This window comes from Mycobacterium paraintracellulare (assembly GCF_000276825.1).
In the GTDB taxonomy this organism is placed as follows: domain Bacteria; phylum Actinomycetota; class Actinomycetes; order Mycobacteriales; family Mycobacteriaceae; genus Mycobacterium; species Mycobacterium intracellulare.
On record NC_016948.1, the window covers coordinates 3,751,971 to 3,768,337 of the forward strand.

Sequence of the window (16,367 nt, forward strand, 5' to 3'; positions counted from 1 at the left end):
GGACACTGCCATGACGGCAACCGCGTCGTCACCGACGCTCTCGGGTGCGTTACTCATTGGCGGAGAACGCATTACCGCGGCATCCGGCGGAACCTACCGCCACGTCTACCCGGGCACCGGCCTGCCCAACGCATCCATACCCTTGGCCGGCCGAAGCGAGGTCGATCGGGCCGTCGACAGCGCGTGGGACGCGCACCGGCAATGGATGTCCTACCCCGTCGATCGGCGCCGCGACCTGTTGTTCGCGCTGGCCGACGTGGTGCGCGACCACTTCGCCGAGTTGAGCGAGCTCAACGTGCACGACTACGGCGTCCCGATCGCGGTCGCCGGCAACTCCGTACTGACGGAGCGGTTCCTGCGCTACTACGCCGGCTACGTCGACAAGTCGCACGGCGCAAGCACTCCCGTCGCCGGCGCGTTCGACGTCAACATCGTCGAGCGCGAACCGTACGGCGTCGTCGGCGTCCTGGCCCCGTGGAACGGGCCGCTGGTCGTGGTCGGCGCGGCCGTGGCCCCCGCGCTGGCGGCGGGAAACGCCGTCATCCTCAAACCCTCGGAGGTTGCGTCGTTGGCGCCCTTGCGCTTTGGCGAACTCTGCCTGGAAGCGGGCCTGCCGCCGGGGTTGGTGAACGTGCTGCCGGCCGGCCCGAAGGGCGGCGACGCGCTGGTGCGTCACCCGGGGGTCCGCAAGATCCACTTCACCGGCGGACAGGCGACCGCGCAGAAGGTGCTGCAGGCCGCATCGCACAACCTCACACCCGTGACGGCCGAATTGGGCGGCAAGTCGGCGTATCTCGTGTTCGCCGACGCCGACCTCGACATGGCCGCCGTCATCGCGGCCCACCAGGGGCCCATCACCCAGGCCGGCCAAAGTTGCGCCTGCGCCTCGCGGATCCTCGTCCATGCGTCGGTGTACACGGCGTTCGTGGAGAAGCTCGCGGCGGCCGTGCGGGCCGCGAAGGTCGGGGATCCGCTGCAGCCCGACGTCATGCTCGGGCCCGTCGTCAGCGAGGCCGCCGCCGAGCGCATCCTCGGTGTCATCGACCAGGCGGTCAGCGAGAAGGCCGGCGACCTGATCACCGGCGGGCGCCGGCTGGGAGGTGAACTCGCGTCCGGCTATTTCATCGAGCCGACGATCTTCGCGAACGTCGACAACCGCTCGGCGCTGGCGCAAACCGAGACATTCGGGCCGGTGGCTTCCGTCATGCCGTTCGGCGACGAGGACGAGGCGGTCAGGATCGCCAACGATTCGCGCTACGGCCTCAACGCATTCGTGGCCACCTCCGACCTGGAGCGGGCGCATCGGGTGGCGCGCCGGCTGGAAGCGGGTTCGGTGTGGGTGAACAGGCACAGCGACATCGCGCCCCAAGGCCCCTACGGCGGATACAAACAGAGCGGGTTCGGCCGCACCGGCGGCGTGGAGGGCCTGTATGACTTTCTGCAGGTGAAGAACATCCGCATCGGCATGAGCTGACGGACAGAGTTCCGAAACACGGTGTCCATCAGGTATTTCCGCTAGTGGCGTACAGTCGCCTTCATGAGTTTGGTCGAGTGGCTGCGGACCCCCCGCTACTTGCGGACACGCTTCATGATGGAAACGCGGCCCCTGAACAGCCTCGAGATGGAGATCGTGTTCCTCGAGGTCTCCGCCCGCGACGCGCTGGTGCGCGTGCCCGTGGCGTTCATGCTCCTGCCGAAGACCGTCCGCCCGTGGCGTGATCAACCGTCCAAGCCGGAGCAGGACAAGTAGGGCGCGGCCGTCGTCTGCCGTAAACCCTTGGGGGCCGCCGCCGCATCGGGCATGCTGACGGTATGCATGCGATCAACGGGGTCCGTGACCCGGCGGCAGGCTTTCCCCTCGACACCGCGGCCGACGACGCCGGCGAGCGCCGGCAGGCCAACCGTGCGGTCGCCGTCAGCGCGGCCGGGCTGGCGCTGACCGGCCTGGTGGAACTGGTCATCGCGCTGTTGTCCGGTTCGGTGGCGCTGCTCGGCGATGCGCTGCACAACCTGTCCGACGTCTCCACCAGCGCCCTGGTGTTCGTCGGCTTCCGCGCCTCGCGCAAGGTCCCCACCGAGCGGTACCCCTATGGCTACGAACGCGCCGAGGACCTCGCCGGCATCGGGGTGGCCCTGGTGATCTGGGGCAGCGCCGTGGTCGCCGGTTTCGAGAGCGTCACCAAGTTGCTCCGTCACGGCGGCACCGGCTACGTGGGCTGGGGCATCGCCGCGGCCGTCGTGGGCGTCGCGGGCAACCAGCTGGTGGCCCGCTACAAACTGGTGGTAGGCAAGCGAATTCGGTCGGCCACCATGGTGGCCGACGCCAAGCACTCCTGGCTCGACGCGTTGTCGTCGGCCGGGGCGGTGCTGGGGCTGATCGGCGTGGCACTCGGCTGGGGCTGGGCCGACGCGGTCGCCGGAATCGTCGTCACCGGATTCATCTGCCACGTCGGCTGGGAGGTCACCGCCGACATCGCGCATCGCCTGCTCGACGGCGTCGACCCCGACATCATCACCACCGCCGAGGCCGTCGCCGCCTCGGTGCCCGGCGTGACGCACGCGCACGCCCGGGCCCGATGGACCGGGCGGACCCTGCGCGTGGAAGTGGAAGGGTTCCTGAACGCGGACACGTCGCTGGGCGCGTCCGATCAGATCGGTCGCAGCGTCGCCGCGGCCCTGGCGCCGCGGATCCCGGAGATGCAGAGCTTCACGTGGACGGCGCGCGCGGCCTGACCGGTCGGCTCAGTTGCCGGCGGCGCCATCGGGCTTGGGCCCGCGGTCCTCGCCGGTGATGTACTTCGGGCAGTAGTGGGCGGCCGAGAGGAACGTGAACTTGGCCGCGCTGGCGCCCTGGAATGCCGGGTTCTGGTTGCGCAGGTCCGTCACGATCTTGGCGTCCGACTGGCCGTCGTCGAGCAGCTCACACACCGACTTGCCGATGGTGATCGCGTTGCCGGCGTCCTGGTAGGTGATGCCGGCGTCGCGCAGGTCCTTGAGGAAATCCTGATCGTTGTCGACGTCCGCGTGGGCCGGGACGGCCAGGCCGAGCGCGGCGGCGGCACTGCAGAGCCCGAGGAGAAATCGCATAACGCCATGATTGTTTCAAACCCGGCGACAATCGGCACCTCGGCGCCGTTACGGGGTGTTCGTGGTGGAGGTGATCGCGCCCGGGCAGTACGTGCTCGCGGCGATGGCCGCGAACTGATTGGCCTTGCCCTCGCTCAGCGCGGAGTTCTTGGACAGCAGCGTCTTGACCACGTCGGGCATCTGCGTGCCCTGGCCGACCGTGTCGCACACCCATTTGCCCGCGCCCACCGCCTTGTCGGAATCGGCGAAGGTGATGCCGGCCGCGCGCAGTGACGCGATGAACGCTTCGTCGGTGCCGTCGACGCCGTCAACGGGGTCGGCGTGCGCCGGCACCGCGAGGCCGATCGTGACGGCCAGGCCGGACAGGGCGAGCATGAGCTTCATGGCTCAGTGATTCTCCCAGAGATGTCGCCCACCCGCACCCGCTAGCGACAGGCTTCGTCAACTCGCGGTTGACACTCGGCATCCGTCAACCTAGCGTTGACGACATGTCCGAGCCCATCCGCATCGCGTATCCGATCCGCCTCGACGAGTTGATCACCGCGATCAAGACCACCCACCCCGACGTGCTGGACCAGCTGACCGACGCCGTACTGGCCGCCGAGCACCTGGGCGAGATCGCCGACCACCTGATCGGCCATTTCGTGGACCAGGCCCGCCGGTCCGGAGCGTCGTGGACCGACATCGGCAAGAGCATGGGCGTCACCAAACAAGCCGCCCAGAAACGATTCGTCCCTCGCGCCGAGGCCACCACCCTGGACCCCGAGCAAGGCTTCGCGCGGTTCACCCCGCGGGCGCGCGGCGCGGTGGTGGCGGCCCAGAACGCCGCGCACGAGGCCGGCAACGGCGAGATCACCCCCGACCACCTGCTGATCGGGGTGCTCGCCGATGCGGCCGCGCTCGCCACGGTGTTGCTGCGCCTGCAAAAGATCGACACCGAGGCGCTACGCGACGCCGCGGCCGCGTCGATCGCCGCGCTGCGCGTGGAAGACCAACCACCCGAACTCATCCCGTTCAGCGGGCCGGCGCGCAAGGCCCTCGAATTGACCGTGCGCGAGGCCCTTCGGCTCGGCCACAACTACGTCGGCACCGAACACCAGCTGCTGGCGTTGCTCGAACTGGAGGCCGCCTCCTCCACCCCGGGGCCGCTGCACCGGTGCGGCGTCGACAAGGACCGGGTCGAGGCCGATCTGATCGCGGCGCTGGACTCGCTCGGTGGCGGGAAATCCGTTGCCCCGGACGGCGGCGGTGACGCCTGACGGCTGCGGCCGACCCCTGCCTCGGGCGCCACCGCGTGTGCGATCATGCGAGGGTCCCCGCAACGGTGCCAAGGAGGCAAGACATGGCGAAGATGCGCCGCTGGCTGGTATCGGTGTCGGCCGCGCTGGTTGCCGCGGCGAGCGCGACCGCCGTCGTTCCGGCGCCGCCCGCGGGCGCCGGCGACGCGCCGATCGGCCACATCGGGGACACGCTGCGCGTGGACAACGGCACGTTCATCGCGGACGTGACCGTCAGCGGCGTGGCGCCCTGCGACCCGCCGCCCGGCTTCGGCTACACGCGCGAGGGCACCTACAAGGGCTTCCCCGGCAGCACCGTCGAGCGCGCCGACGTGACGATTCGCGCGATCCGCGTGCCCAATCCGTACATCATGGCGACCATCTTCAGTTTCAACGGGGTGACCCCGAACGCCGACGCCTACAAGCCGCGGGCCTCCGATGCGCCCGACGCGCTGGACAACGTGATCGTCAACGCGCCCAACGGGGCGATCGTGCGCGGTGAGGTGTATTGGGACGCCTACCGCGACCCCGTCTCCACCGTCGTCCTGCTGGACAAGAAGACGGGCTATCACCTCGCCCAGTGGAATCTTTGATCCGAACCGTCCACGTCGCGGCGGCGGATTCCGGTGCTGCCGCCGAGCTGGCCGCCGTTGCGGGCCTTACCTTTCCGCTCGCGTGCCCGCCCACGGCGGCCCCGGAGAACATCGCGGCCTTCGTGGCCGCCAACCTGTCGGCCGAACGCTTCGCGGACTACCTCGCCGATCCGCACCGCGCCGTCCTCACCGCGGCGCACGACGGCCGAATCATCGGCTACGCCATGCTGATTCGCGAGCCCGGCGCCGCCGAGCTGTCCAAGATCTACGTGCTGCCCGCGTACCACGGCGGCGGGGTGTCGACGGCCCTGATGGACCGCGCGCTGGCCACCGCCGGCGAGTGGCGCGCGCGGCGCGTGTGGCTGGGGGTCAACCAGGCAAACCAACGCGCGCAACGCTTTTACGCCAAGAGCGGCTTCAGGATCAGCGGCACCAGGACGTTTCGTCTCGGCGCCGGCCTCGAGCACGACTATGTCATGGTTCGCGAGCTGGGCTAGCCGCCGCCGTCAACGCCAGCAGCCGGGATGTGGCCCGTAAGTACTTCTTTCGGTATCCGCCGGCCAGCATCTCCTCGCTGAAGATGGTGTCCAGTTTGGCGCCCGACGCCACCACGGGAATTCCGGCGTCGTAGAGCCGGTCGGTAAGCGAAACCAGCCGCAGCGCGACGTTCTGGTCGTCGATCCCGTGCACGCCGGTCACGAACACCGCGCGCACGCCCTCGATCAACGTCAGGTACCGCGACGGGTGCATGGTGGCCAGGTGCGCGCACAGCGCGTCGAAGTCGTCGAGCGTGGCCCCGTCGACGCGCGCGGCGCGCGCCGCCACCTGTTCGTCGGACAGCGGCTGCGGGGCCGGCGGCAGGCCGCGGTGCCGGTAGTCGGGCCCCTCGATGCGCACGGTGGTGAAAATGCTTGCCAGCGTGTTGATCTCACGCAGGAAATCCTGCGCCGCGAAGCGGCCCTCGCCGAGCTGCTCGGGCAGTGTGTTGGAGGTGGCGGCCACCGACACCCCGCGCTCGACCAGCGACGAGAGCAGCCGCGCGATCAGCGTGGTGTTGCCCGGGTCGTCGAGCTCGAACTCGTCGATGCAGACCGCCGTGTAGGTGCCCAGCAGGTCGACGCATTCGGCGAAGCCGAACACCCCGGCGAGCTGGGTGAGCTCCCCGAAGGTCGCGAAAGCCTTGGGGGGCGGCCCATCCGGCGTCCCGCCCTTCGACCCGCCCGGCCCGTCACCGGGCAGTTCGTAGTAGGCCGACGCCAGTAGGTGCGTCTTGCCCACCCCGAACCCGCCGTCGAGGTACAGCCCGACACCGGGCAGAACCTGCCGTCGTCCCAACAACTTTCGGCGGCCCGCGCGGCGCTGCGTGGCCTGCCGGCAGAAGTCCTGGCATGCCAGCACCGCGGCGGCCTGCGTCGGCTCGGCCGGATCGGGCTGGTACGTCGCAAAGCTCACGTCGGCGAACGTCGGGGGCGGCCTCAATTGGGCGATCAGGCGCTCCGGCGAGACGGTCGGATGCCGATCCACCAGGCGCGCGACGGCGCCCGAAACGCCCGCGGAGGTGGACCCGTGCATGCAGGAACTGTAGCGGCGTGCTGCAATCAGACCCATGCCCGAGACGCCGCTGTCGCTGCTGGGCTCGGTGCGCGACCTCGAGGACGGCGAACTCCCCCGGCTCTACGGCTATCCCGAGCAGGACGCGACCTGGGTGCGGGCGAACTTCATCACCAGCGTCGACGGCGGCGCCACCTCGGGCGGCAGCAGCGGGGCGATGGGCGGGCCGGGCGACCGGTTCATCTTCAACCTGCTGCGTGAGCTCGCCGACGTCATCGTGGTCGGCGCGGGCACCGTGCGGATCGAGGGCTACTCCGGGGCGCAGCTGAGCGCCGCCCAGCGTCAGCACCGGCAGGCCCGCGGACAAAGCGAGGTCCCGCCCCTGGCGATCGTGACCAAATCGGGCCACCTCAACCGGGACATGGCCGTGTTCACCCGCACCGAGGTGCCCCCGCTGGTGCTCACCTGCGCCGCGGCGACCGCCCAGACGCGACGGCTGCTCAGCGGCGTGTGCGAGGTCGTCGACTGCTCCGCCGGCGATCCCGAGAAGGTCGACGAGGCCGCCCTGCTGGCGGCCCTGGGCGCGCGCGGGCTGCGCCGCATCCTCACCGAGGGCGGCCCGATGCTGCTGGGCTCGCTGATCGACCGCGACATGCTCGACGAGCTGTGCCTGACGATCGCGCCCTACATCGTCGGGGGCCAGGCGCGACGCATCGCGGCCGGCCCGGGCCAGCTGCTCACCGGGATGCGGTGCGCCCACGTCCTGACCGACGACGCCGGCTACCTTTACACCCGCTACGTCAGGGCCTAGCTACTGTGGTCGGCATGAGTCGGCCGTACACGTGCGCCACGATCCTCGTTGCGGTGACCGCGCTGCTGGCCGGCTGCGTCCCGGGCCTGGCCGCCAACCCGCGCTTCGCCACGAATTCCGGTGCGCGGCCGCAGGGAGCGGCGACCTCCAAGCCGGCGCCCACCGGCCCGCCCCCGATCGCCGCGCCCAAGAACGACCTGGCGTGGCACGACTGCACCTCGCGGGTGTTCGCCGACGCGGCGGTTCCCGCCGCCGCGGGTGTGCAGCTCGACTGCGCCACCTACGACTCCGACCTGGACCCGGTCAACGGCGGGGGCGGCAGCCTGAGCATCGGCGTGGTGCGCGCCCGCACGAACAAGACGCCCCACGACGCCGGGCCGCTGGTCTTCACCACCGGCTCGGATCTGCCGTCGTCGGCGCAGCTGCCGGTCTGGCTGTCCCGCGCCGGCGCCGACGTGCTCGCCGCCCACCCGATCGTCGCCGTCGACCGTCGCGGCATCGGCATGTCGAGCCCCATCGACTGCCGGGACAAGTTCGACCGCCAGGAGATGCGCGACCAGTCGCAGTTCCAGACCGGCGACGACCCGGTGGCCAACCTGTCCGAGGTCGCCAACACCGCGACCACCAACTGCACCGACGCCATCGCGCCTGGTGCCTCCGCCTACGACGACGCGCACGCCGCCTCCGACATCGAGCGGTTGCGCAGCACCTGGGACGTGCCCGCCCTGGCGCTGATCGGCATCGGCAACGGCGCCCAGGTGGCGCTGGCCTACGCCGGATCGCGGCCCGACAAGGTCGCCCGCCTCGTCCTCGACTCACCGGTCGCGTTGGGCACCAACGCCGAAGCCGCCGCCGAGCAACAGGTCAAGGGGCAGCAGGCCGCGCTCGACGCCTTCGCCGCCCAGTGCATCGCGGTGAACTGCGCGCTCGGTCCCGACCCCAAGGGCGCCGTCAGCGCCCTGCTGGCCGACGCCCGCGCCGGCAGGGGCCCCGGCGGCGCGTCGGTGGCACAGGTCGCCAACGCCATCACCGTCGCGCTGGGCTTCCCGTCCGGCGGTCGCGTCAACGCCACAACCGACCTGGCCAACGCGCTCGCGGCCGCCCGCTCCGGTGACACCAACGGGCTGAACAACCTGATCAACCACGCCAACACCGTGCAGGACTCCGACGGCCAGTTCGTCAATGTCTGCAGTGACGCCGTCAATCGCCCGACCCCGGACCGGGTGCGTGAGCTGTTCGTCGCCTGGGGCAAGCTCTACCCCCAATTCGGTACCGTCGCCGCGCTCAACATGGTCAAGTGCGTGCACTGGCCCACCGGTTCCCCGCCGCCCTCCCCGAAGACCCTGAAGGTCGACGTGCTGCTGCTCGGCGTGCAGAACGACCCGATCGTGGGGACCGACGGGGTCGCGGCGACCGCGGCCAGCATCATCAACGCCAACGCGGCCAGCAAGCGGGTGATGTGGCAGGGCATCGGGCACGGCGCCAGCATCTATTCGGGCTGCGCGGTTGCGCCGCTGAACGGCTACCTCAGCAGCGGCAAATTGCCCAACACCGACACCTACTGCCCGGCCTGATGCTGCCTTCAGCGGCGCCGGCGCGCCGGTGTACGGTGCGCTGGTGACGGCAGCTGAATCGATCCGAACCGGCTCGCGCGAGCGGCTCCTGACCGCCTTTCGTCCCCGCACCGGCGCGCCGAGCGTGGCGAGCATCTTGCGGTCCGCGCTGTGGCCGATCGCCATCCTCTCGGTGCTGCACCGCAGCATCGTCATCACCACCAACGGCAACATCACCGACGACTTCAAACCCGTCTACCGGGCGGTGGTGAACTTCCGGCGCGGCTGGGACATCTACAACGAGCACTTCGACTACGTCGACCCGCACTACCTGTATCCGCCCGGCGGCACGCTGCTGATGGCACCGTTCGGGTACCTGCCCGAGTATCCGTCGCGCTACCTGTTCATCCTGATCAACACCGTGGCCATCCTGGCCGCGTGGTATCTGCTGCTGCGGATGTTCAACTACACGCTGTCCTCGGTGGCCGCGCCCGCGCTGCTGCTGGCCATGTTCTGCACCGAGACGGTGACCAACACGCTGGTGTTCACCAACATCAACGGCTGCGTGCTGCTCGCCGAGATGCTGTTCTTGCGGTGGCTGCTCGACGGCCGGATCGGCCGGCAATGGTGGGCCGGCGTGGCGATCGGCCTGACGCTGACGCTCAAACCGGTGCTGTTGCCGTTGCTGTTGCTGCCGGTGCTGAACCGCCAGTGGCGAGCGCTGGTGCCGGCCTTCGTGATTCCCGTCGTCGTCAACGCCGCCGCGTGGCCGTTGGTCAGTGATCCGATGGACTTCGTGACCCGCACGGTGCCCTACTTTTTGGGCACCCGCGACTATTTCAACAGCTCGATCGAGGGCAACGGCGTGTACTTCGGCCTGCCCACCTGGCTGATCGTGTTCCTGCGAATCCTGTTCACGCTGTTGGCCATTGGGGCCCTGTGGCTGTTGTACCGCCACTACCGCACCCGGGACCCGCGGTTCTGGTTGACCAACTCCGCGGGTGTGCTGCTGCTGTGGTCGTTCCTGGTGTCGTCGCTGGCCCAGGGCTACTACTCGATGATGCTGTTCCCGTTTTTGATGACGGTCGTGCTGCCCAACTCGTTGATCCGCAACTGGCCGGCGTGGCTGGGGATCTACGGCTTCATGACCCTGGACCGCTGGCTGCTGTTCAACTGGATGCGCTGGGGCCGGGCGCTGGAGTACCTCAAGATCACCTACGGCTGGTCGCTGCTGCTGATCGTGGTGTTCACCGTGCTGTACTTCCGGTACCTCGATGCCAAGGCTGAGAACCGGCTGGATGACGGGATCGATCCGGCGTGGCTGATGACCGAGCGGCAGCGCGCTACCGTGGATGCATGACCTCCCCCGACGTATCGCGTCCGAAGCTGCAGCTGACCGACGACGAGTGGCGCCAGAAGCTCACCCCGGAAGAGTTTCACGTGCTGCGCCAAGCCGGCACCGAGCGACCCTTCACGGGTGAATACACCGACACCAAGACCGAAGGCGTGTACCAGTGCCGTGCCTGCGGTGCCGAATTGTTCCGCAGCACAGAGAAATTCGAGTCGCACTGCGGCTGGCCGTCGTTCTTCGACCCGGCGAAATCCGATGCGGTGATCCTGCGGCCCGACCATTCGATGGGGACGACGCGCACCGAGGTGCTGTGCGCGAACTGCCACAGCCACCTGGGCCACGTGTTCGCTGGTGAGGGCTATCCGACGCCGACCGACCAGCGGTACTGCATCAACTCGGTCTGCCTGCGACTGGTGCCGTCGGGGGCTTGAGTCCCAGCAGTCACAAGAATCCGGGGGGCATGCGTTGTGCCCACCTCCCAGCGACAACGTCGTTAACGGGTGTGACCAGGGCAAACACGTTGTCGCTGGGAGGTGGGCAAAAGCCCCCTTCCCTTCCCCAGTGACAGACGCGACGGGTGTGACGCCCAGGCCCTCAGTCGGCGCGCGTGGCGTGCACTTCCCAGAACGGCGCGTACACCCGGCTGCCGTCGAGCCAGGGTTCCATGGCGCGGAACCGTTCCAGCAACTTCGCCGCCTCGTCGGCCATGTCGGGGTTGCGCGCGGCCATCAACTCGATGGACTCGGCGCTGATGTTGACCTGGTAGGTGGTCGTGCCCAGATAGGTGATGTCCCACCCGGCGTCGGGCAGCACGTCGCGAAAGTCGCTCTCGGACAACGACCGCAGCATCTTGAAGCCGTTGATGTTGTGTTCGCCGAACTCGAACATGTACAGCCGCGCGCCCGGCCTGGTGGCGCGCCGCAGCGCCTCGGCGTAGGACCGTCGCAGCTCGGGCTCGGTGCTGAACGTGTGATAGAAAGCGCAGTCGACCACGGTGTCGAAGTGGCCGTCGAACCCGTCCAGCTTTGTGGCGTCGGCCACCTCGAAATTGACTGACACCCCGGCTTTTTCGGCGTTCGCCCGGGCGCGCTCGATGGCGCCGGGCGAGCCGTCGATGCCGGTCGCCGAATAGCCCTTCGAGGCGTAGTAGATGGCGTGGTGGCCGGGGCCGGTGCCCGGATCGAGCACCTCGCCTTTGATCGCGCCCAACGCCACGAGCTGCTGGACCACCGGTTGCGGGCCGCCGATGTCCCACGGCGTGGCGGTGGGCAGGCCGTGCGACGTCCGGTCGTCACGGTACATCTGCTCGAAACGGGTGGGGTCGGTCGGATCGAACGGCGCTGTCATGGCAGGGCTTTCACCAACTGCTCGACGGCCACCCGGGGGCCGGTGAAGAACGGCGTCTCCTCGCGGGTGTGCCGGCGGGCGTCGGTGGCGCGCAGTTCGCGCATCAGGTCGACGATGCGGTGCAGCTCGGGAGCCTCGAACGCCAGGATCCACTCGTAGTCGCCGAGCGCGAACGCCGGGACCGTGTTGGCGCGGACATCCTTGTATTCGCGGGCGGCCATGCCGTGCTCGGCGAGCATGCGGCGGCGTTCCTCGTCGGGCAGCAGATACCACTCATAGGACCGCACAAAGGGATACACGCAGATGTAGTTGCCGGGCTCCTCGCCGGCCAGGAACGCCGGGATGTGGCTCTTGTTGAACTCGGCCGGCCGATGCAGGGCGACGCTGCTCCACACGGGCGAGCTGGCCCGTCCCAGCGCGGTGGTGCGGCGGAAATCGGCGTAGGTGGCCTGCAGCGCCTCGACGCGTTCGGCGTGCGTCCAGATCATGAAGTCCGCGTCGGCCCGCATGCCCGCCACGTCGTAGAGGCCGCGCACCACGACGCCGCGCTCCTCCTGTTGCTTGAGGAACGTCGACGCCTCGTCGATGACGTCGTCGCGCTCCTCGCCCAGCTCACCCGGCTCCACCGAGAAAACCGAGAACATCAGGTAGCGAATCTGGGAGTTGAGCGAGTCGTAGTCGAGCTTGGCCATGAAACCTATCGTGCCACTTGCGCGTCCGGACCTCCGATGGCCCTGATCACATCCTCGGCCGCACGCCCGGCCGCGCCGACGCAGGCGGGCACGCCGATGCCGTCGAGGTAGCTCCCCGCCACCGCGAGCGTCGGCGGCAGTCCGGCGCGCACCTCGGCGACCAGGTCGGCATGGCCGGGGCCGTACTGCGGCATGGCGTCGATCCAGCGCTGCACCCGGACGTCGACGGGGTCGATGTCGAGCCCGAACACGGCGGCCACATCCCCCAGCGCCCAGGCCAGCAGCTCGTCGTCGGAGGTGCTGGCCGCCACGTGGTCGCCGAACCGCCCGAACGACAACCGCAACAGCTGCACGTCGGCCCGGGCGCCCCACTTGCGGGACGACAGCGTGATGGCCTTGGCCCGCAACCGCTCCCCGGTGGCCACCAGCACGCCCGAGCAGTCGGGGAACGCGGTGTCAGCCGGCACGGCCAGCGCCAGCACCACCGACGATGCGCTCGCGATGCGCCCGGCCGCGGCGACGCTGCGGGGCGCGATGCCGCCGAGCAGGCGGCACGATTCGTGCACGGGCACGGCCAGGATCACCGCGTCGGCGCCCCAGCGGGCGCCGGTGTCGTCGAACACCGCCCAGCCCGCGTCGGCGCGCTCGAGCCGCGACGCGGCGGCGCGCACCCAGCGCGGCCGGGCGCGCGCGGCGAGCTCCTCGACCAGCACCCGGTACCCGCCGTCGAGCGCGCCGAACACCGGCGCGCCGGTGGCCGGCGGCACGACCCGCCCGACGGCGTCGGTCAGGCTGGCGGCGCCACGGTCCAGCGCCGCGGCCACGGTCGGGGCGGCCGCACGCAGGCCGATGGTGGCCGCCGAGCCCGCGTAGACCCCGCTCAGCAGCGGGTCCACCGACCGCGCGACCACCTGGTCGCCGAACCGGTCGCCCACCAGGTCGGCCACCGCGGGATCGCTGCCGGCGACCCACTCCAACGGGCGGGAGGGTTCGGCGTCGATGCGGGCGACGGTCGCCTCGTCGACCAATCCGGCCACCGACGCCGCCGACGACGGGATGCCCACGATCGTGCCGGTGGGGAGCGGGCGCAGCCGTTGCCCGCTGTAGATCAGCGGGCGAGCACCGGTCGAAACCAGTTGGTGCCCAGTCAGATTCAGCTCGTCCAGCAGCGCCGGCAGCTCGGGTCGGCGCAGCACGAACGCCTCGGCGCCCAGATCCATCGGCGCCCCGCCGACCAGCTCCGTGCGCAGGATCCCGCCGAGCCGCTCCCCCGGGTCGAACAGCGTGATGGCCGCGTCGTCGCCGAGGGACATGCGCAGCCGGTAGGCCGCCGTCAGCCCCGAAATTCCGCCCCCGACAACGCAATATGAGCGGGACGTCATAGCGAATGGACCAGCGACACCAGGTCGGTCAGCACTGCGGGGTCGGTCTCGGGCAGCACGCCGTGGCCGAGGTTGAAGACGTGACCGGCGGCGCCGGCGTCGACCGCGCGCCGACCGTCGTCGACGACGGCGCGCGCCGCGCGTTCGACCACCGGCCAGCCCGCCAGCAGGACCACCGGATCGAGGTTGCCCTGCAGCGCCGTGCCGGGCTCCACCCGGGCCGCCGCGTCGGCGAGCGAGGTTCGCCAATCCACGCCCACCACCGTCGCGCCGACCTCCGACATCGCGCCCAGCAGTTCGGCCGTGCCGACGCCGAAGTGCGTCATCGGCACGCCGTACTCGGCCAGGGCGGCGAAGATCCGGGCGCTGTGCGGCTGCACGTAGGCGCGGTAGTTGGCCAACGACAGCGTCCCGGCCCACGAGTCGAACACCTGGATCGCGTCCACCCCGGCATCCAGTTGCACCCGCAAGAAGCCGACGGTGATGTCGGTCAGCTTCTCCATCAACGCATGCCAGCTGTCGGGATCGGCCAGCATCATCGCCTTCGTGCGCGCGTGGTGGCGGCTGGGCCCGCCCTCGATCAGGTAGGACGCCAGGGTGAACGGCGCGCCGGCGAAACCGATCAGCGGAACATCGCCGAGCGCGGACACCAGCAGCGACACGGCGTTGGAAATCGGTTGAACCCGTTGCCGCTCAAGCGGTTTGATCGCGGCGACGTCGGCCGCGGTGCGCACCGGCGACTCGATCACCGGTCCGACCCCGGCGACGATGTCCAGGTCGATGCCGGCGCCGAGCAGCGGCACCACGATGTCGGAGAACAGGATCGCCGCGTCGACGTCGTGCCGGCGCACCGGTTGCAGGGTGATCTCGCAGACCAGCTCGGCGTCGAAACACGCCGACAGCATGTCGTGCTGGGCCCGCAGCGCCCGGTATTCGGGCAGCGACCGGCCGGCCTGCCGCATGAACCACACCGGGATCCGGCGGGGCTTTCGGCCGCCCGCCGCGGCCAGATACGGCGACTCGGGAAGGTCGCGGCGAGTGTCCGCACTGGTGTGCGTGGGCCTGTTCATCGGCCTCAATGCTGCCATGACCGCAGAACGCCAAACCCCGCTGCGTACTATCGCGACCGCAACCGTTTGAACGTCAGGAGCCCGGATGCCGGTCAGCCAGCCCCCAGCCAATTACGACGAGTTCCCCAGCCTGCGGTGCGAGCTCGGTGAGAACGGCGTGCTGACGCTGGTTCTCGACTCCCCGGGGCTGAATTCGGTGGGCCCGCAGATGCATCGCGACCTCGCCGACATCTGGCCGGTGATCGATCGCGACCCGGCCGTGCGCGTCGTCCTGGTCCGCGGCGAGGGCAAGGCCTTTTCCTCCGGCGGCAGCTTCGACCTGATCGCCGAGACCATCGGCGAGTACGAGGGCCGGATCCGCATCATGCGCGAAGCCCGCGACCTGGTGCACAACATGATCAACTGCGACACCCCGGTCGTGTCGGCGATCCGGGGGCCGGCGGTGGGTGCGGGCCTGGTGGTGGCGCTGCTGGCCGACATCTCGGTGGCGGGCCGGACCGCGAAGCTGATCGACGGGCACACGAAGCTCGGCGTGGCCGCCGGCGACCACGCCGCGATCTGCTGGCCGCTGCTGGTCGGCATGGCCAAGGCCAAGTACTACCTGCTGACCTGCGAAACCCTGCTCGGCGAGGAGGCCGAGCGGATCGGCCTGGTCTCCACCTGCGTCGACGACGATGACGTCCTGTCCACCGCCACCCGGATCGCCGAGAACCTGGCGCAGGGCGCGCAGAACGCCATCCAGTGGACCAAGCGCAGCCTCAACCACTGGTACCGCATGATGGGCCCCACCTTCGAGACCTCGGTGGGCCTGGAATTCCTCAGCTTCAGCGGCCCCGACGTGCAGGAAGGCCTGGCCGCCCACCGCGAGAAGCGCCCCGCCCGGTTTACCGGCGGATCTGCCACCTGAGCAGGACATATACGTTTGGTGGAGGGCTGGTAACGGGTTGGTCGCGGCGGGTTTGAAACCCGGCGCGCCTGTCGCAGCGTGTCAGCCGATGGGTCTACCGTCGATCCCTGTGACCCCTGCCGTGACGATACAGAGCGGTCGGGATGAAGAGGAGCGGTGCCAAGTGACCTCATCCGAACCGGCCCCCTTCCGCGAGGCGGTGGCGGCGATGAACGCCGTGGCCGTGCGGCCGGAGATCGAGCTGGGTCCGATCCGGCCGCCGCAACGCCTCGCTCCCCACAGCTACGCGCTGGGCGCCGAGGTCAAGCATCCCGACCGCGAGATCATCCCCGAACGGTCCGACGGCGACGCCTTCGGCCGGCTGATCCTGCTGTACGACCCCGAAGGGGCCGACGCGTGGGACGGCACCATCCGCATGGTCGCCTACATCCAGGCCGACCTCGACCCCAGCGAGGCCGTCGATCCCCTGCTGCCCGAAGTAGCGTGGAGCTGGCTGGTCGAGGCACTGGAGTCACGCATGGAACACGTCGTCGCGCTGGGCGGCACCGTCACCGCCACCACCTCGGTGCGCTACGGCGACATCTCGGGGCCGCCGCGCGCCCACCAGCTCGAGCTGCGGGCGTCCTGGACCGCCACGTCGCCCGCGGTCGGCGCGCACGTCGAGGCGTTCTGCGAGGTGCTGGAGCACGCCGCGGGCCTGCCGCCCGCCGGAGTCACCGACCTGAGCTCGCGGTCACGCGCCTAGC

At 69.9% G+C, this 16,367-nt stretch carries 18 protein-coding genes and 1 pseudogene; 12 read left to right on the forward strand and 7 right to left on the reverse strand.

Annotation, left to right across the window (positions count from 1 at the left end; genetic code table 11):
* Window positions 1-10 precede the first annotated feature (10 nt).
* The 3 genes from OCQ_RS17070 (at window position 11) to OCQ_RS17080 (ending at window position 2,733) form a co-directional block, all read left to right on the forward strand.
* Window positions 11-1,474 (forward strand): aldehyde dehydrogenase family protein, encoded by a 1,464-nt coding sequence (locus tag OCQ_RS17070; protein ID WP_014385363.1) that lies wholly within the window; start codon window positions 11-13, stop codon window positions 1,472-1,474.
* Window positions 1,475-1,537: 63 nt separating this feature from the next.
* Window positions 1,538-1,750 (forward strand): hypothetical protein, encoded by a 213-nt coding sequence (locus OCQ_RS17075; protein ID WP_009952062.1) that lies wholly within the window; start codon window positions 1,538-1,540, stop codon window positions 1,748-1,750.
* 62 nt (window positions 1,751-1,812) lie between these two features.
* Complete coding sequence (locus OCQ_RS17080; protein ID WP_014385364.1) at window positions 1,813-2,733, forward strand: cation diffusion facilitator family transporter; 921 nt, start codon at window positions 1,813-1,815, stop codon at window positions 2,731-2,733.
* 9 nt (window positions 2,734-2,742) lie between these two features.
* Here OCQ_RS17080 and OCQ_RS17085 read toward each other — a convergent pair whose 3' ends face one another.
* Both OCQ_RS17085 and OCQ_RS17090 read right to left on the reverse strand, forming a co-directional pair.
* Window positions 2,743-3,087: a DUF732 domain-containing protein gene (locus tag OCQ_RS17085; protein WP_014385365.1), complete on the reverse strand. Its 345-nt coding sequence runs from the start codon at window positions 3,085-3,087 to the stop codon at window positions 2,743-2,745.
* 48 nt (window positions 3,088-3,135) lie between these two features.
* Window positions 3,136-3,471, reverse strand: coding sequence for a DUF732 domain-containing protein (locus OCQ_RS17090; RefSeq protein WP_009952067.1), 336 nt, complete (start codon window positions 3,469-3,471; stop codon window positions 3,136-3,138).
* Window positions 3,472-3,575: 104 nt separating this feature from the next.
* On the opposite strand from OCQ_RS17090, the gene OCQ_RS17095 reads away from it, so the two are divergent.
* The 3 genes from OCQ_RS17095 to OCQ_RS17105 all read left to right on the forward strand — a co-directional run bounded on the left by OCQ_RS17095 (window position 3,576) and on the right by OCQ_RS17105 (window position 5,454).
* Window positions 3,576-4,346 carry a Clp protease N-terminal domain-containing protein gene (locus OCQ_RS17095; RefSeq protein WP_014385366.1) on the forward strand — a complete coding sequence of 257 codons (771 nt, stop codon included), beginning with the start codon at window positions 3,576-3,578 and terminating at the stop codon, window positions 4,344-4,346.
* 92 nt (window positions 4,347-4,438) lie between these two features.
* Entirely contained in the window at window positions 4,439-4,957 is a 519-nt protein-coding gene (locus OCQ_RS17100) for a DUF1942 domain-containing protein (RefSeq protein ID WP_179960103.1), read from the forward strand.
* A complete protein-coding gene (locus OCQ_RS17105; protein WP_014385368.1) occupies window positions 4,945-5,454 on the forward strand; it encodes a GNAT family N-acetyltransferase in 510 nt (169 codons plus the stop codon). The genes OCQ_RS17100 and OCQ_RS17105 overlap by 13 nt, the downstream gene beginning before the upstream one ends.
* Here OCQ_RS17105 and zapE read toward each other — a convergent pair.
* A complete protein-coding gene (gene zapE / locus OCQ_RS17110) occupies window positions 5,432-6,565 on the reverse strand; it encodes a cell division protein ZapE (RefSeq protein ID WP_014942551.1) in 1,134 nt (377 codons plus the stop codon). The genes OCQ_RS17105 and zapE overlap by 23 nt on opposite strands.
* Between zapE and OCQ_RS17115 the strand changes: the two genes are divergently transcribed.
* From OCQ_RS17115 to msrB, 4 genes are read left to right on the forward strand one after another with little or no spacing between them, the layout of a single operon-like run.
* Complete coding sequence (locus OCQ_RS17115; RefSeq protein ID WP_008258498.1) at window positions 6,564-7,319, forward strand: pyrimidine reductase family protein; 756 nt, start codon at window positions 6,564-6,566, stop codon at window positions 7,317-7,319. The genes zapE and OCQ_RS17115 overlap by 2 nt on opposite strands.
* Window positions 7,320-7,333: 14 nt before the next feature.
* Window positions 7,334-8,893, forward strand: coding sequence for an alpha/beta hydrolase (locus OCQ_RS17120; protein WP_008258500.1), 1,560 nt, complete (start codon window positions 7,334-7,336; stop codon window positions 8,891-8,893).
* Between the two features lie 28 nt (window positions 8,894-8,921).
* On the forward strand, window positions 8,922-10,232 hold the full coding sequence (gene aftC / locus OCQ_RS17125) for an arabinofuranan 3-O-arabinosyltransferase (protein ID WP_008258505.1): 1,311 nt from the start codon (window positions 8,922-8,924) through the stop codon (window positions 10,230-10,232).
* Entirely contained in the window at window positions 10,229-10,654 is a 426-nt protein-coding gene (gene msrB, locus OCQ_RS17130) for a peptide-methionine (R)-S-oxide reductase MsrB (RefSeq protein WP_008258507.1), read from the forward strand. The genes aftC and msrB overlap by 4 nt, the downstream gene beginning before the upstream one ends.
* Window positions 10,655-10,817: 163 nt before the next feature.
* On the opposite strand, the gene OCQ_RS17135 is transcribed toward msrB, so the two are convergent.
* Genes OCQ_RS17135 through hemE form a run of 4 tightly spaced genes read right to left on the reverse strand, consistent with a single transcriptional unit; the run spans window position 10,818 to window position 14,714 of the window.
* Window positions 10,818-11,570 (reverse strand): class I SAM-dependent methyltransferase, encoded by a 753-nt coding sequence (locus OCQ_RS17135; RefSeq protein ID WP_008258508.1) that lies wholly within the window; start codon window positions 11,568-11,570, stop codon window positions 10,818-10,820.
* On the reverse strand, window positions 11,567-12,262 hold the full coding sequence (hemQ, locus tag OCQ_RS17140; RefSeq protein WP_008258510.1) for a hydrogen peroxide-dependent heme synthase: 696 nt from the start codon (window positions 12,260-12,262) through the stop codon (window positions 11,567-11,569). Before hemQ ends, OCQ_RS17135 begins: the two co-directional genes overlap by 4 nt.
* Before the next feature lie 5 nt (window positions 12,263-12,267).
* The gene (locus OCQ_RS17145; RefSeq protein ID WP_008258512.1) at window positions 12,268-13,644 is read right to left on the reverse strand and encodes a protoporphyrinogen oxidase; all 1,377 of its coding nucleotides are present in this window, start codon (window positions 13,642-13,644) and stop codon (window positions 12,268-12,270) included.
* Entirely contained in the window at window positions 13,641-14,714 is a 1,074-nt protein-coding gene (hemE, locus tag OCQ_RS17150) for a uroporphyrinogen decarboxylase (RefSeq protein ID WP_008258513.1), read from the reverse strand. Before hemE ends, OCQ_RS17145 begins: the two co-directional genes overlap by 4 nt.
* An 85-nt stretch (window positions 14,715-14,799) precedes the next feature.
* Between hemE and OCQ_RS17155 the strand changes: the two genes are divergently transcribed.
* Together OCQ_RS17155 and OCQ_RS17160 are read left to right on the forward strand one after the other, a co-directional pair.
* Window positions 14,800-15,621 carry an enoyl-CoA hydratase/isomerase family protein gene (locus OCQ_RS17155; RefSeq protein WP_008258514.1) on the forward strand — a complete coding sequence of 274 codons (822 nt, stop codon included), beginning with the start codon at window positions 14,800-14,802 and terminating at the stop codon, window positions 15,619-15,621.
* Between the two features lie 78 nt (window positions 15,622-15,699).
* A pseudogene (locus tag OCQ_RS17160) lies at window positions 15,700-16,366 on the forward strand (DUF3000 domain-containing protein).
* Window position 16,367 lies beyond the last annotated feature (1 nt).